Origin of the sequence: Ruminococcus bromii (genome assembly GCF_928721825.1) — a bacterium.
Lineage (GTDB): Bacteria > Bacillota > Clostridia > Oscillospirales > Acutalibacteraceae > Ruminococcoides > Ruminococcoides bromii.
In genome coordinates, this window is record NZ_CAKMVP010000003.1 from 2,001,386 (window position 1) to 2,016,471 (window position 15,086).

Here is a 15,086-nt window from a genome sequence, read left to right on the forward strand (position 1 = left end):
GTATATATGCGGATTGAAACGGAGCGTAACGGACACTATTTTGCGGTGAAAGGAGCTTTACATTGCAATCACCAGGATCAAAAAACAACTTGAAAAAGCGTGCCGAAAAAGGACCTGCACAAAGGCTCAGACAGCGTACGGCAATATTGATTTTGCTTATACTTGTACTCGGTTTCGGTGCGGCTGTTTTAAGACTTACATACCTCACTACGGTTCAGAGCAGTGAGCTTCAGGAGGCGGCTGTTGATCTTCAGCTTGCCGACACAACTGTTTCTGCAAAACGGGGAACAATATACGACGCAAACGGCAATGTTCTTGCCGAGAGCGCGTCTGTTTGGCAGGTGGTAATGTCACCTATCAACTTTAAAAATGACAAGCAGCGTCAGGCTGCCGCAAAGGGTCTTTCGGAAATTTTTGACCTTGAATATAACGATGTTCTCGAGGACACAAAACAGCAGAGTCATTATGTTGTTGTCAAGAGAAGAATTGAATCCGACGAGCGGGAAAAGGTTCTTGAGCTTGTTGACACTTTGAAAAAGAATTACAAGTGTGCCGGTGTTATTCAGCTGCTTGACGACTATAAGAGATATTACCCGAAAAACAGCCTTGCATCCTCAGTAATTGGTTTTACGGGCAGTGATGATCAGGGACTTGAGGGTGTTGAGTATGAATATGACAGCTATCTGTCAGGCATACCCGGCCGTATCATTACCGCTCAAAATGCAAGAGGTATAGATATGCCGTTTCAGTATGAGCAGAATGTTGAATCTGAGGACGGCAACAATGTTTACCTTACAATTGATGAAACGATTCAGTCTATTTGCGAGAAGTATATGCAAAAGGGCGTTGAAGACAACAATGTTCTTAATAAGGGCGTTTGCATTGCAATGGATGTAAACACAGGCGCAATCCTTGCAATGGTAACAACAGACGGCTACGATCTTAACAATCCTTATGAGCTTTCGGCAAAGGATAAGAAGAAAATCAAGTCTACTGCCAAAAGCAAACAGGCGGAGGCAGAAAGTGCGGCTCTTAGCAATATGTGGAGAAACAAGGCTGTTGCCGACACATATATGCCAGGTTCTGTATTTAAGATGTGCGTTGCGTCAGCGGCTCTTGAAGAAAACCTTGTAAATGAAAAAACATCATTTACCTGTACGGGTTCAATTTCGGTTGAGGGCGAAACAATTCATTGTTCAAATATATCAGGTCACGGAACACAGAACTTTGTTGAGGCAATTTCAAACTCATGTAACCCTGCATTTATTCAGATCGGTCAGATGCTCGGTGCAGGCAAGTTCCGTCAATATTATCAGGGATTCGGTTTCAGCGATAAAACAGGAATCGACCTCCCCGGTGAAGCAGATGACGAATTCTGGGCTGAGGGTAAGATGGGCGGTGTTGACCTTGCGGTTGCATCATTCGGTCAGAACTTCGCAATCACTCCTATTCAAATGATTACAGCCTGTGCGGCTGTTTCAAACGGCGGTTATGTTGTTCAGCCTCATGTGGTTTCAAAAATCACAGACTCAAAGGGCAATGTAATCAAGTCTGTTGATAAAAAGGTTAAAAGACAGGTTATTTCAGACGATACATCCAAGAAGATGAAGGAATACCTTGAATATAACACAGAAAGACAGGGTGCTGCCGCAGGTTATATTTCAGGCTACAAGGTAGCCGGTAAATCAGGTACAACTGAAAAAAGGGGTGTAACAAAGTTTGAAAGCTCATTTTCTGAGGACTATATATCATCATTCTGCGGTTATGCTCCGGCAGACGATCCGCAGATTGCAATGCTTGTATTCTTTGATACTCCCGACGGTGACGCCTACTACGGTTCACAGGTTTCATCACCTGTATTTATAAATATTATGAGCGAGGTTCTTCCTTATCTTGATGTTAAGACATCATACACAGACGAGGAACTCGGTTATGTTGACGCATCTGCGGGCGACTACACAGGAGTCAGCGTTGACGAGGCTAAAACAGCTGTTGAGGCTGACGGCTTTACGGCAACCGTAAAGGGTAACGGTTCAACTGTAATTTCACAGATTCCGACCGTATCGTCAGGACTTCAGAAGGGCGGCAGTATTGTCCTCTACACAGACAGCGACAGTCAGTCGGAAACAGTAAGTGTTCCGAGTCTTATCGGTCTTTCTCCCGATGAGGTAAACGATGTTGCAAGTGCCTACGGATTGAATGTCAGCTTCTCGGGTGCAACAACATCCTCCGGAACAAGCTCATCACAGAACATTGAGGCGGGAACTTCGGTCAGCCCCGGTACGGTAATAACGGTATCTTTTGCGGATTCCTCTTCAACACTCAACGAATAACAAAAATATTTATTAGTCTGAAAGGAAAGATAACTATGATTTACGGAATATGGACATTTTGTGCGGCTTTGCTTGCTTTTATAATCTCAGCCGTTACAGGCAAGTTTTTGATTCCATACCTTCGCAAGCTCCATTTTGGTCAAACAATTCTTGAGGAAGGTCCTAAGTGGCACAAGGGTAAGCAGGGAACTCCCACAATGGGCGGTATAATGTTCATCGTTGCAATTGTGGTTGTCACAATGATCAGCACAGTTATATATGCTTTTACAGGCGCTGATTTGGTAAATTCATTCTTTGCAGATATTCCAAGAGAATGCATGTTCATTTTCTGCGGACTCGGTCTTGCGGTTGCAAACGGTTTTATCGGCTTTATTGATGATTACATCAAGGTTGTAAAAAAGCGTAACCTCGGTCTTACAGCGCCACAAAAGCTGATTCTCCAGTTCCTTGTTGCCGCTGCTTTTCTTGCAGTTCTGGCAATTGCAGGCTACGGTACAACAACAACCATTCCTTTTGTCGGCAAGGTTGACCTCGGATTTTTCTATTATATTATTGCCGCCGTTGCAATCGTGGGTATCGTAAACTCGGTAAACCTTACAGACGGTATTGACGGCCTTGACGGTTCGGTAACATTTTTTGCCTGTGTGGCATTCATGCTTGTTGCCTGCACAAAAAGCTATCTTGGCATTACTGCAATGAGTGCTGCAGCTGCAGGTGCCTGCCTTGGCTTCCTTGTGTGGAACTTCCACCCTGCAAAGGTGTTTATGGGCGATACAGGTTCGCTCTTCCTCGGCGGTCTTGTATGCGGTCTTGCATTTGCGGTTGATATGCCGATTCTTCTGCTTCCTGTCGGAATTATCTATATTGTGGAAGAACTTTCGGTTATTCTGCAGGTAAGCTATTTTAAGATTACACACGGCAAGCGTCTTTTCAAGATGAGTCCGATTCATCACCACTTTGAAATGTGCGGTTGGAGCGAGGTTAAGATTGTTGCTGTGTTCAGTACGGTAACTGCAATTTTCGGTGCAATTGCCTTTGCGCTTGCTTACTTTGGCGGATAACTTATATATTCCGTATAAATTTACAATAAATTTTAAGGGAGGAACGGTCTTTGGCTCCACAAAAAAGAATGATGCTTAAAGCTGATGTAAACAGAATATATGACGAAGAGGTTTACTCGGAGCAGAAGATCAGGGAAGAAAAGTTTTTTGTCCGTCCTTCTCGTCGGAGAAAGATGAAAAAAGGAAAGCTGTTTTCCGTTGGCATGGGACTTGACCTTCCGTTCTGTATAATCATCCTTGTGCTTCTTACAATCGGAATGATTATGATGTTTTCTGCAAGCTATGCCTATGCTTATTACAACCAGGGCGACAGCTACTATTACCTTGTAAGACAGCTCATTTTTGCCGTTATCGGCGTAGGCATAATGTTTGTTCTTTCGTTCTTCAACTATAACAAGCTCCACAAGGTTGCACCGGTTGTTCTTGCAATTTCATATTTGTGCCTGCTTGTGGTTCTTGTACTGCCCGGCTCCGAGGGTGTTAAAAGATGGATTCCTCTCGGCATTTTTAACATTCAGCCTTCCGAAATTGCAAAGTTTGCAATCATCCTTTTCTTTTCACATTGGTGCAGTAAATACTATAACAAAATGCAGTTTGCCCGTTACAGCGTTTTGCCGGGTATAATTGTTTTCGGTTCAACAGCACTTTTGCTTTTTCTTGAACCGCACTATTCGGGCATCGTAATTATCGGCATTCTCTCCGTTGTAATGCTTTATATCGGCGGAATGCAGACAAAGTACCTCGGAATAGGTCTTGGACTTATTGTCGGAGTAGTGCTTATACTTGCCGTCACAAACAGCCTATCCTATGCTATGAGCCGTCTTGACGGTTGGGGTCAGGCACTTGAATATACAACGGACGAAATGTGGTGGACTACATATCAAACCCGAAATTCGCTCTATGCAATCGGTTCGGGCGGACTTTGGGGGCTTGGTCTGGGTCAGTCAAGAATGAAGTATCTCTACATTCCCGAACCTCAGAACGACTTTATCTTTGCTGTTGTTGTTGAGGAGCTCGGTCTTGTGGGCGCACTTATGATTCTTCTTATTTTTGCGCTTCTCGTATGGAGAGGAATAACGCTTTCACTGCGTGCAAAGGATAAATTCGGCAAGCTTCTCGGCATCGGTCTTACTTCACAGATCGGTATTCAGGTTGTGCTGAATATCCTCGTTATCACCGACTGGTTGCCAAACACAGGTATCAGCCTTCCGTTTTTCAGCTACGGCGGCAGCTCGCTTATTATGCTGCTTGCCCAGATGGGACTTGTGCTTTCAATTTCCAGAACGGCAAACATTGAAAGACAGTAATTTAAAAATCAGCAGTTTTTTAGTTTTCTTCTGCATATTTTTTTGCAGAATTTTCAAAAGAAAGGTAAGAAAATTATGAAAGTATTGCTTGCAGGCGGCGGCACGGCAGGTCACATAAACCCTGCCCTTGCAATAGCCGGATATATAAAGAATAAAAGAAGCGACGCCGAATTTTTGTTCATCGGCAACCGAGGCGGAATGGAGCAAAGACTTGTTCCGCAGGCCGGCTTTGACATTAAGTCAATTACAATCAGCGGCTTTAAGAGAAGCTTTTCTCCGAAAAGTATTCTTGAAAATGTCAAGACGGTTTCAAGAACCTTCACCTCTTCGAGAGAGGCAAAGAAAATAATTGCTGAGTTTAAGCCCGATATCTGTATCGGAACAGGCGGATATGTTTCGGGTCCCGTTATAAGAACAGCCGCAAAGATGGGTATTCCGTGCATTATTCACGAGCAGAATGCATATCCGGGCATTACAAATAAAATGCTTGCAAAGAGCGTCAAAAAGGTAATGCTTGCCGTTCCCGACGCAAAAAAGTATTTTGACAAAAATGTTGATTTTGTCATTACCGGAAACCCTGTAAGACAGGAAATCCTAACGGCAAAAAAAGAAGAGTCAAGAAAAGAACTCGGGCTTGACAACCGTCCCGTAGTGCTTTCGTTCGGCGGAAGCCTCGGAGCAAGAAAAATAAATGAAGCTGTTGCGGACCTTGTTGCAAGAAGCGGTATTGACGGAAGATATCAGCATATTCACGCATACGGCAGTTACGGCGACTGGTTTCCGCAGCTTGTTGAGGAAAAGGGTACCGACATTGCCGATTGTCCGAATCTTGATATAAGACCTTATATTGATAATATGCCGACTTGTATGGCGGCGGCTGACCTTGTAATCAGCCGTGCAGGTGCAATTACCCTCAGTGAAATTCAGGCTATGGGCAAACCTGCAATCCTTATTCCATCACCTAATGTTGCCGAAAATCACCAGTATCACAATGCAATGGCTCTTGTGAATGCAGGTGCGGCTGACATTATTGAAGAAAAAGACCTCACGGGTGCGGCTCTTATGCGTAAAACTGACAAAATGCTTCTCAATCCCGAAAAACTTGAGAAGTACAGCGAAAATTCACGCAAAATGGCAATAACCGACGCCAACGAAAGAATTTATTCGGTAGTAAAAAAGGTTCTCGGACTTGTGTGACAGTAACATTTGTAACGCTTTCTCATAGAATATAAAGGTATTCTTTTTGAGAGGGTGTTATTGTGTCAAAACTGCTTGTTACAGGAGGCAAAAAGCTTGACGGAGAGGTTGAGGTTCAGGGTGCCAAAAACAGTGCTTTGCCGATTATTGCAGCCTCAATACTTACAAAGGGCGAAAATGTAATTTACAATTGTCCCTCGCTTTCCGATGTTGACGCGTCTGTCAACATTCTGAGGTATCTCGGCTGTGCCGTCACACGATACGGTAAGACTCTTCTCATCAGCTGTGACGGTATCAATAGATTTGATGTTCCCGATGAATTGATGCGAAAAACAAGAAGTTCAATTGTTTTGCTCGGAGCAGTTCTTGCAAGAACAGGAAGGGCAAGGCTTTCGTTTCCCGGTGGGTGTGAAATCGGCTCAAGACCGATTGATTTGCATCTTAATTCACTTAGGGAGATGGGTGCTGATATTCGTGAAAAGCACGGTTATCTTGAGTGCTTTGCGCCAAAAGGACTTTACGGAACAAAGATAACGCTTTCGTTTCCGAGCGTGGGAGCAACCGAGGATATTATGATTGCCGCCTGTCTTGCAAAGGGCACAACAACAATCATCAATGCCGCCCGTGAGCCTGAAATCTGCGATCTTGCAGACTATCTCAATTCCTGCGGCGCCGATATTTCGGGAGCAGGCGAGGGCATTGTCGTTATTGAAGGTGTAGGTTCTCTTAGCGGTTCGGTTCACACGATTATTCCCGACAGAATTGTTGCCGCAACGCTTATGTCCTGTGCCGCTGTAACAGGTTCAAAAATCGTACTTAACGGAATAATCTCTTCCCACCTTGCGGCGATTATTCCGACATTCAAAAGTGCAGGGTGCAGGATAAGAATTTCGGACGGCAATCTTGAAATAACCGCCCCCGAAAGACTTAAATCAATGAAGACAATCAGAACAATGCCGTTTCCCGGTTTTCCTACGGACGCACAGGCGCCAATGCTTGCGGCATCGTGTGTTGCAGACGGGACAACGGTGTTTGTTGAAAATATATTTGAAAACAGATACAGACACATCCCCGAGTTGGTCAGAATGGGTGCCAATGTCAAAACAGAAGGCAAGGTTGCCGTGGTTGAAGGAGTGAATATGCTTTACGGAGCATCGGTTGAAGCTCCCGACCTGCGCGGAGGAGCAGCTCTTGTGATTGCAGGACTTTGTGCCGACGGCAAGACTGAAATCGGCGGCGCAGAGTATATTGAAAGAGGCTACGAGTGCATAGAACTTGTGCTTTCGGCACTTGGGGCAGATATAAAGAAAATATAGAGTAATCAGATAATAAAAGTGAAGCTGTCGCAGGGCGGAGGTCCGCCCTCGGCAGATAATACAGAAGGGAGGATTTGCTTTGAACGATAACAGGAAGAGAAGACCGCTCACCGCAAAAGAGAGGAAAAGTCTTGACAAGCAGCGAAAAAATGCCGCAAAGCAGGCAGAAAAATATCACAAAGAAAAAGCAAAGCAGGATAAGAAAGCTAAAAAATCTCCCAATACAAAAAAAGGACAGCAGAAAAAGGCTTCTAAAAGTAAAATTCAGGAGGCTTTTATTAAGCAGAAAGAAGAACAGGCCGCACAAAGACCTGCCGAGAATATGAGCCGTGAAGAAAAATTCAGAAGAAAAGGCAAGGCTAAAATAAAGGAGCTTAAGCCAAAGGATTATGAAGACGGCTATTATGTAGATGAATTTGGAGAAAAGCAGAAACAGGAAAAGCGTGCAAGGCAAATTCGCGCACAGGAGCGTGAGGTTATCCGCAGAAGGAAAAAATCCCTTACAAGCACACAGATTAAACGCAGAAGAATTGCACTGTACAGTTCAATTTTTGCGGCGGTTGTTGCAATCGGCGTTATTCTGAGCCTTACAGTCCTGTTTAAAACAGAAAAAATTGAGGTTGTAGGGGACAAGTACTACAGCAAGGAACAGATTATCGCATTCAGCGGTGTTGATTATCAGGAGAATATTTTTATAGGCGCAATGTACAACACCTCTGAAAAGGTTGTTGAAAACCTTTCGTACATAGAGAGCGTAAGTGTAAGCTTTAATATTCCGGACACAATAACAATAACTGTTGTAGACGCAACACCTTCTTATGTTATTCCAAACGGAAAAAGCTTTTTGCTTATAAGCTCAAAGGGCAGAATACTTGAAGAAATTACCGAGAACACGGACAAGCTGCCGCTGCTTACCTGCGGAAAGGTAAAAACTACCGAGGTTGGCAAGTATGTGGCGTTCAATGATGCCAATGTTCCCGATATTCTCAGCGATGTTTCACAATGCCTTATTGACAATAAAATAAAAAATATCACTGCCTTTGATGTTTCGGATACGGCAAATATCAAGCTTGTTTATGACGGAAAAATCACAATCAATATCGGACTTCCCGATGATATTGACTACAAAATCAGAACAGCAATGACAATTATCAACGAAAAGCTTGACCCGAACAACACGGGACTTGTTGCAGGAACGCTTGATGTTTCGGCTTGCAGTACATCAAAAATTTCTCACTACAAACCTGCCGCAACTCAGCCTACAGCCGCAACACAGGCAACAACTCAGGCGGCTACACAGGCAGCGGATTCGTCGGGTGACGGTACCAGCAGCAATTATACATGGGATGACGGCACTTATTCTGACGGAAATACGGGTTATTATGATGACGGCCAAGGTGACGGCAACGGCTACAGTGCCGATGGCGGTTATTCAGGTGACGGCGGATATGACTACGGCAACGCAGACGGTGGTTATTCAGGCAACGGCGCAGGTGCCTACGGCAATGCAGACGGCGGCGATACGGGTGAGTAATTTTGCAGCAGAATTTTCCGTATAAATTTGCAGAAAAACGGCTGAAAAGCATTGCTATTTTGAAAAAAGTATGATAGTATAAGATAGTATAATTGTGTACTATGAAGAATAATGAGTTCTGACTGAAAGTTGACAATATATAAGGAGGACGAAAAAAATGGCTTTTGAACTGGAATTGGAAAACGAGTATATGCCTAAAATTAAAGTGATCGGTGTCGGCGGAGGCGGCGGCAACGCTGTTAACCGCATGGTAGCAACCGAGGTTAAGAATGTAGAATTTATCGCAATCAATACAGATGAACATGTTTTAAGACTCTCAAAGGCTTCACAAAAAATACAAATCGGTGAAAAGCTTACAAGAGGTAAGGGCGCAGGCTCTATGCCGCAGATTGGTCAGGAGGCAGCTGAGGAGAGCAGAGATGAAATTGCCGCTCTTCTCAAGGATACGGATATGGTATTTGTTACAGCCGGTATGGGCGGCGGTACAGGTACAGGCGCTGCTCCCGTAGTTGCCAAAATCGCAAAGGATATGGGCATTCTTACAGTCGGCGTTGTTACAAAGCCGTTTGCTTTTGAAGGCAAAAGAAGAATGACTCAGGCTGAGCAGGGTATTGCAGAGCTTTCTGCCTGTGTTGACTCGCTTATCATCGTTCCTAACGAAAGACTCAAGTATGTTTCAGATACAAGCATCACTCTCCAAAACGCATTTGCTATTGCCGATGATGTTCTCAGACAGGGTGTTCAGAGTATTTCTGATCTTATCCTTCTCCCGGGTCTTGTAAACCTCGACTTTGCCGATGTTACTTCTGTAATGAAGGACGCAGGCTACGCTCATATGGGTATGGGCAGTGCAACAGGCAAGGACAAGGCAACTGTTGCCGCAGATATGGCTATTTCAAGTCCGCTTCTTGAAACTTCGATTGATGGTGCAAAGGGTCTTATTATCAACATCACAGCATCTGCCGATGTTAGTCTTGATGATATCGATGCCGCTTCAACAATGATTAAGGACAAGGTTTCAGATGATGCAAACATTATCTGGGGTGCTGTTATTGACGATAAGATGGAGGACGCTATCAGCGTAACGGTTATTGCAACAGGCTTTAACGCAGACGGTCAGATTGCTAAGAAGAATCTTACAGAGGCAGTTTCATCAGCGTCAGCTCCTGTTGCGGCAAAGGAAGAGCCAAAGCCTGCAACCAAGGACAAGACCGATGATGACGATGACACCTTCTATGATATTATGTCAATTTTCAACAAGTAATACATTCTGATGTAATGAGGCACTCCTTGAGGGGTGCCTTTTTATTTGACAACGGCAATTCCGTTATGGTATAATTTGAACGGAATAAAGGGGAATTGTGAGCTTCTGTGCTTTTACAATTTCTCTTTTTTTGAGCGAAATCCAAAAGCAAAGAAGGCGGAAAAATGAAAAAACTACTTGCACTTTTGATTGCCTTGATGACTGTTCTTTTGTGTAGCTGTTCATCAGGCGGTGAAACAATCCGATTCGGTGCGGCAGGTACCGGCGGAATTTATAACGAAGCGGCAAATTCGATAAAGTCGATTGCCGATGCTGACGGCACTCTGAAAATTGAAACAAAGACAACAGCCGGTTCTGCGGCAAATGTTCGCTTGCTTTCGCAGAATTATCTTGACGCCGCAATTGTACAGTCCGACATTGCACACGACGCACTTAACGGCGAAAATAATTTTGAAAAATCCGGTAGCCTTGAGGGTTACAGCGCTGTTGCAGGTATGTTTACAGAGGCTTGTCATATCGTTGTAAGAAAAGATTCTGATATTAACAGTGTTGATGATTTGCTCGGCAAAACCGTGAGCATAGGTGAAGAAGAATCGGGTTCGGAGCTTAACGCAAAGCAGATTCTTTCGGCATACGGGCTTAACTCAAAAATGGTTAAGGAAAAAAATCTTAATTATGCCGATGCCGCAAAACAGTTACAGAACGGCGAAATTGACGCGGCATTTTTCACACTCGGACTTAATGCAACAGTTGTTGAGGAGCTTTCAAAGCAATGTGACATCAAGCTTATAGGAATTGATGACGCAGCTGTTAAAAAGCTTAAAAACACCTACAGCTATGTTGACTGCAAAATTCCGAAAAACACTTACAACGGGCAGAGTGATGAAGTCGGCACAGTTGCGGTAAAGGCTGTTCTGATTGTGAACGACAGACTTTCAGACGAACAGGTGAAGAAGCTTACACAGCTTGTCTTTGACAATGCACAGGAACTTCAGCTGACTGTTTCGGCGGATGTTGACATAACACTTGAAAAAGCCGTTGAAGGTGTTAAAATTCCTTTTCACAAGGGTGCGGCAGAATATTATTCCGAAAGAGGAATAACGGTAAAAACAGCAGGATAACTGCGAAAGGATTGGTGCTGATTGAATATAACTCTTGATATGTATCAGACAATCGCAGTTGCTGTTATTGTTCTGATGGCCGGTGCATTTCTGAAAAAGCGTATATCGTTTTTGCAGAAATTTTGTATACCCGCACCTGTAATCGGCGGTTTGCTTTTTGCAATTCTTACGCTGGTTCTCTATATGACAGGTGTTGCGGTAATTGATTTTGATGATACACTAAAGGAAGTCTGCATGGTGTTTTTCTTTACCTCAGTCGGATTTCAGGCGAATCTCAAGGTGCTGAAAAGCGGAGGCAAATCCCTTATCGTATTTTTATTTCTTGTAATTATGCTCATTGTAATGCAGAATTTCTCTGCAATCGGACTTGCAAATCTGATCGGACTTGACTCGCTCACGGGTATGACGACGGGTTCAATTCCTATGGTAGGCGGTCACGGTACGGCGGGCGCTTTCGGTCCTGTACTTGAGGATTTCGGCGTTCAGGGTGCGACAACTGTTTGTACTGCCGCCGCAACATTCGGTCTTATCGCAGGCTCACTCATGGGCGGACCTGTCGGAAACAGACTTATTAAAAAGCACAACCTTATTGCCACAATCAAAACAGAGGATGACAGCCTTCTTGTTGAAGAAGAAGAAAAGCACGAACGACATTTTTCAATGTATGCTCCGGCAGTATTTCAGCTTATTATAGCGGTCGGACTCGGTACGGTTGTTTCCGATTTGCTCTCACTCACGGGCATGACATTCCCGATTTATATAGGTGCAATGATTGTTGCCGCAATTATGAGAAACATCGGTGAATACACGGGTAAAATCACTATTCATATGGGCGAGATTAACGACCTCGGCGGTATATGTCTCTCACTTTTCCTCGGTATTGCCATGATTACACTCAAGCTTTGGCAGCTTGCCGACCTTGCACTTCCGCTTATTATACTTCTTGCAGGTCAGGTTGTTCTTATGTTCATTTTCTCATATTTTGTTGTGTTCAACATTATGGGCAGAGATTACGACGCCGCTGTTCTTGCGGCAGGTACTTGCGGTTTTGGTATGGGCGCAACGCCAAATGCAATGGCAAATATGCAGGCGATCTGCGAAAAATACGCACCGTCCGTAAAGGCTTATCTAATTGTTCCGATTGTCGGCAGTTTGTTTGCCGACTTCCTGAACAGTCTGACGATAACATTCTTTATAAATTGCATTTAGAATCGGAGGCAGGTATTATGAAGGACAGGAAATTTACATTTGATTCCGAAAACCTTGCTTTTCCCGAGATTCACACGGGCAAAGTTAAGCAGAACGATGTTGCCGAGGATGATACGGACAGCACGGTTGTTTATGATACTGTCGCTGTTCCCGAGGTTCATCTCAAAAAGCATAAGCATAAAAAACAGAAGAAAGACAATGAATAAAACAACAGCCGTACATTTCAAAAGTGTACGGCTGAAATTTTTGTATTTAATTTTGAAATAAAACCTTACCTTCCGTAATGGGTGTGTATGCGGTAAGTTCGGCCATGTCAAGGTCGGTTTTGTGCATATCAACCGCACAAATTTGGTGATTGTTGTAGGTGGTGTAGTAGTAGATTCCCTTGTCGGCATTGCAGCAGGAGGTGTAAAGTGTGATTTCATACTTTCCGTTTGAAACCTCACAACAACCTCTCTGCTGGTCAACAGAACCGAGAATGTGGAAAAACTGGTTCACGCTTTCGCTCTCGCTGTCACCCGAAACGGAGTTCAGCTTTGTGAACGCAACCTTTGCAAAACGGGATGCGGATGAAAGGTCGCCCGGCAGTCCGATTGCACCCATTCCACGGCTGTATGTGGTAAGCTCGGCACTTTTGCCGAAGTTGTTTTCGGGTTGCTTTGGCGAGAGTGCCATATAGTTGTTGAGCATAAACATCTGAATGTCAAACGGCGGATTGTTTGTCAGCACACCGACAGGGTTGTCATAGACCTTGAGTCCGTCAATTGTCGATTCAACTGTAAGCGATTCGTCTTTGTCGGAAATAATCCAATGCAATTGAGCACAGGGGAGCTTGTCGCTGAACTGCGTATTAGTTATGTTAAGGTTTTCAAGCTTTTTCCTTGCCTGCAAAACGCTGTCGCAATGTGAAAGTATATACGGAATGAACTCAAATTGTGCAATATTTTCCTTGCCGTTTTTCGGTTCAAAATATACGGCATTGCCCACAAAATTTAGCCCTGCCATACACAAGCCTTTTTCATTTATTGCATCGTAATATAGCGGATAACCGTCTGCAATGTGAGCCATGCCAATCATCGCAAAGTGGCTGTTGCATTCGTTTGTATGGCGGAACTTAAACGGAAAATTTCGCGGAGTAATTGTAATTTCGTCACCGTATGAAAATTCATAATCAAGCGTTCTGCCAAAGTAAAAGTCTTTTGTTTTATATGTTGCCGCTGTACACATATCATCAGCCTCCGATTCTTTTAATAATAAATATTCTTCCTCTTGGTATAGAGTATCATACTGCTTAAACAAAATGATTGCAAGGTGATTTTTGGAAAATTACAAAAATTGTCGAAATCACTTGAAAAATTAACTTGCTCGGTATATACTATATATGTCAATATGAATGGGAATGAGGTTCTCCCACGGCTTTTGTCGAAACCGCTTTTGCTGATGACTTCTGTTTTTTGAACAGGGGCATTGGCTTTTTTTATGCGATGTTCTTTGTGCGGAAATTTTGAGGAGGAAATTTATGAAGAACAAATTTGTTGATTTTAAGGTGCTTGCAACATCTCTTTGCTGTTCCGTTGCAATGGGACTCATATCGTTTGCGTTTCTGAAATGTCTTGAATATGCGGCAGATTTCAGAAGCTTCTTTCCGCTGTGCTATATGTTTTTGCCCGTGGCAGGCGTTGTGACCGCTTTTGTATATAAGCGTATCGGCGGAAAGTCTTCGATGGGCAACAACATTATTATTGAGAGTGCAAACGACGGTGAAAAAGTGCCAAAGCGACTTGCATCGCTGACATTTATATTTACCTGCATAACCCACCTTTTCGGCGGTTCTGTCGGCAGAGAGGGAACTGCCGTTCAGATTGGCGGTTCGCTGACAAGTAATGTTGCCGATTATCTCGGCTTTAAAAATAATGACCGAAGTACAATTGTTCTCAGCGGAATCAGCTCTGCATTCGGTTCGGTTTTCGGCACACCGTTTGCAGGTGCATTTTTCGGAATGGAAGTTTGCTGTGTCGGAAGATTATCGGCAGGTGCGGTAATTCCGTGCTTTGCGTGCTCATACCTTGCAAATTTTGTTACACAGCTTCTCGGCTTTAAACATGAAAGATATGCAATCTCGTCAATCCCTGATTTTGACGCAAGATTTCTTTTTGTGTTTTTAATTGCGGCAGTTTGCCTCGGCTTAATCGGCAAGCTGTTTGCACTCGGAATAAAGTATGTAAAACTTGCATACTCAAAAATTTTCAAGAACTACCTTCTTGCCGCAGCAGTAGGTGCGGCAATCGTCAGCCTTTTAATTTTCGCTTTGGGACTTAACGATTTTGAGGGCTTAAGCACATGGATGCAGGACACCGCCTTTAAGGGCGATGCAAAATGGTACGATATGCCGGCAAAATATCTTTTGACCGTACTCACCCTCGGCGCAGGCTTTCAGGGAGGAGAGGTTACTCCTATGTTTGATATGGGTGCGTCATTCGGCAGTTGGTTCGGATGCGTCTGCGGATTTGATCCCACATTTTTTGCGGCAATCGGTTTTGTATGTGTTTTTGCCGCAGCAATCAACACACCTATTACAGCAATCGTTCTCGGTATCGAAGTTTTCGGTGCGTCTGCCGCTCCATATTTTGTGCTTGCAGTCCTCATCAGCTTTATAGTGTCAGGCAACACAACAATTTATCCCTCTCAAAAATTCCTTACAGACAAAAAACTTTTCGGTTTCAAAAAGAAGTGATACAATAGAT

The 15,086-nt window shown here is 43.8% G+C and carries 12 protein-coding genes and 1 riboswitch; of the genes, 11 read left to right on the forward strand and 1 reads right to left on the reverse strand.

The window, feature by feature from the left end; translation table 11 throughout:
* The first annotated feature begins 62 nt into the window (after nucleotides 1-62).
* The 10 genes from QDI94_RS09805 to QDI94_RS09850 all read left to right on the forward strand — a co-directional run bounded on the left by QDI94_RS09805 (nucleotide 63) and on the right by QDI94_RS09850 (nucleotide 12,548).
* Nucleotides 63-2,333, forward strand: coding sequence for a penicillin-binding transpeptidase domain-containing protein (locus QDI94_RS09805; protein WP_278418924.1), 2,271 nt, complete (start codon nucleotides 63-65; stop codon nucleotides 2,331-2,333).
* A 35-nt stretch (nucleotides 2,334-2,368) separates the two neighbouring features.
* Nucleotides 2,369-3,394: a phospho-N-acetylmuramoyl-pentapeptide-transferase gene (gene mraY / locus QDI94_RS09810; RefSeq protein ID WP_278868662.1), complete on the forward strand. Its 1,026-nt coding sequence runs from the start codon at nucleotides 2,369-2,371 to the stop codon at nucleotides 3,392-3,394.
* Between the two features lie 50 nt (nucleotides 3,395-3,444).
* Complete coding sequence (locus tag QDI94_RS09815; RefSeq protein ID WP_278868664.1) at nucleotides 3,445-4,701, forward strand: FtsW/RodA/SpoVE family cell cycle protein; 1,257 nt, start codon at nucleotides 3,445-3,447, stop codon at nucleotides 4,699-4,701.
* A gap of 75 nt (nucleotides 4,702-4,776) precedes the next feature.
* Nucleotides 4,777-5,898: an undecaprenyldiphospho-muramoylpentapeptide beta-N-acetylglucosaminyltransferase gene (murG, locus tag QDI94_RS09820; protein ID WP_278868667.1), complete on the forward strand. Its 1,122-nt coding sequence runs from the start codon at nucleotides 4,777-4,779 to the stop codon at nucleotides 5,896-5,898.
* Between the two features lie 62 nt (nucleotides 5,899-5,960).
* Nucleotides 5,961-7,214: a UDP-N-acetylglucosamine 1-carboxyvinyltransferase gene (gene murA, locus QDI94_RS09825; protein WP_278868670.1), complete on the forward strand. Its 1,254-nt coding sequence runs from the start codon at nucleotides 5,961-5,963 to the stop codon at nucleotides 7,212-7,214.
* A gap of 79 nt (nucleotides 7,215-7,293) precedes the next feature.
* Nucleotides 7,294-8,748: a cell division protein FtsQ/DivIB gene (locus tag QDI94_RS09830; protein ID WP_278868672.1), complete on the forward strand. Its 1,455-nt coding sequence runs from the start codon at nucleotides 7,294-7,296 to the stop codon at nucleotides 8,746-8,748.
* Nucleotides 8,749-8,905: 157 nt separating this feature from the next.
* Nucleotides 8,906-10,012 (forward strand): cell division protein FtsZ, encoded by a 1,107-nt coding sequence (gene ftsZ, locus QDI94_RS09835; RefSeq protein ID WP_101028858.1) that lies wholly within the window; start codon nucleotides 8,906-8,908, stop codon nucleotides 10,010-10,012.
* Between the two features lie 164 nt (nucleotides 10,013-10,176).
* Entirely contained in the window at nucleotides 10,177-11,133 is a 957-nt protein-coding gene (locus tag QDI94_RS09840) for a TAXI family TRAP transporter solute-binding subunit (RefSeq protein ID WP_278868674.1), read from the forward strand.
* Between the two features lie 21 nt (nucleotides 11,134-11,154).
* Nucleotides 11,155-12,342: a sodium/glutamate symporter gene (gene gltS / locus QDI94_RS09845; RefSeq protein ID WP_117847840.1), complete on the forward strand. Its 1,188-nt coding sequence runs from the start codon at nucleotides 11,155-11,157 to the stop codon at nucleotides 12,340-12,342.
* 17 nt (nucleotides 12,343-12,359) lie between these two features.
* Nucleotides 12,360-12,548, forward strand: a complete 189-nt coding sequence (locus tag QDI94_RS09850; protein ID WP_278868676.1) for a hypothetical protein — start codon at nucleotides 12,360-12,362, stop codon at nucleotides 12,546-12,548.
* A 46-nt stretch (nucleotides 12,549-12,594) separates the two neighbouring features.
* Here QDI94_RS09850 and bsh read toward each other — a convergent pair whose 3' ends face one another.
* A complete protein-coding gene (gene bsh / locus QDI94_RS09855; RefSeq protein WP_278868678.1) occupies nucleotides 12,595-13,569 on the reverse strand; it encodes a choloylglycine hydrolase in 975 nt (324 codons plus the stop codon).
* A 159-nt stretch (nucleotides 13,570-13,728) separates the two neighbouring features.
* A riboswitch (Fluoride riboswitch) is annotated at nucleotides 13,729-13,799 on the forward strand.
* Between the two features lie 62 nt (nucleotides 13,800-13,861).
* On the opposite strand from bsh, the gene QDI94_RS09860 reads away from it, so the two are divergent.
* On the forward strand, nucleotides 13,862-15,076 hold the full coding sequence (locus tag QDI94_RS09860) for a chloride channel protein (protein WP_278868680.1): 1,215 nt from the start codon (nucleotides 13,862-13,864) through the stop codon (nucleotides 15,074-15,076).
* The last annotated feature ends 10 nt before the right edge of the window (nucleotides 15,077-15,086 follow it).

Bases quoted from the DNA above. Each gene is read 5' to 3' on its own strand.
- mraY (WP_278868662.1), top strand. From the start codon at position 2,369: ATGATTTACGGAATATGGACATTTTGTGCGGCTTTGCTTGCTTTTATA.
- murG (WP_278868667.1), top strand. From the start codon at position 4,777: ATGAAAGTATTGCTTGCAGGCGGCGGCACGGCAGGTCACATAAACCCT.
- ftsZ (WP_101028858.1), top strand. From the start codon at position 8,906: ATGGCTTTTGAACTGGAATTGGAAAACGAGTATATGCCTAAAATTAAA.
- QDI94_RS09840 (WP_278868674.1), top strand. From the start codon at position 10,177: ATGAAAAAACTACTTGCACTTTTGATTGCCTTGATGACTGTTCTTTTG.
- QDI94_RS09850 (WP_278868676.1), top strand. From the start codon at position 12,360: ATGAAGGACAGGAAATTTACATTTGATTCCGAAAACCTTGCTTTTCCC.
- bsh (WP_278868678.1), bottom strand. From the start codon at position 13,569: ATGTGTACAGCGGCAACATATAAAACAAAAGACTTTTACTTTGGCAGA.
- QDI94_RS09860 (WP_278868680.1), top strand. From the start codon at position 13,862: ATGAAGAACAAATTTGTTGATTTTAAGGTGCTTGCAACATCTCTTTGC.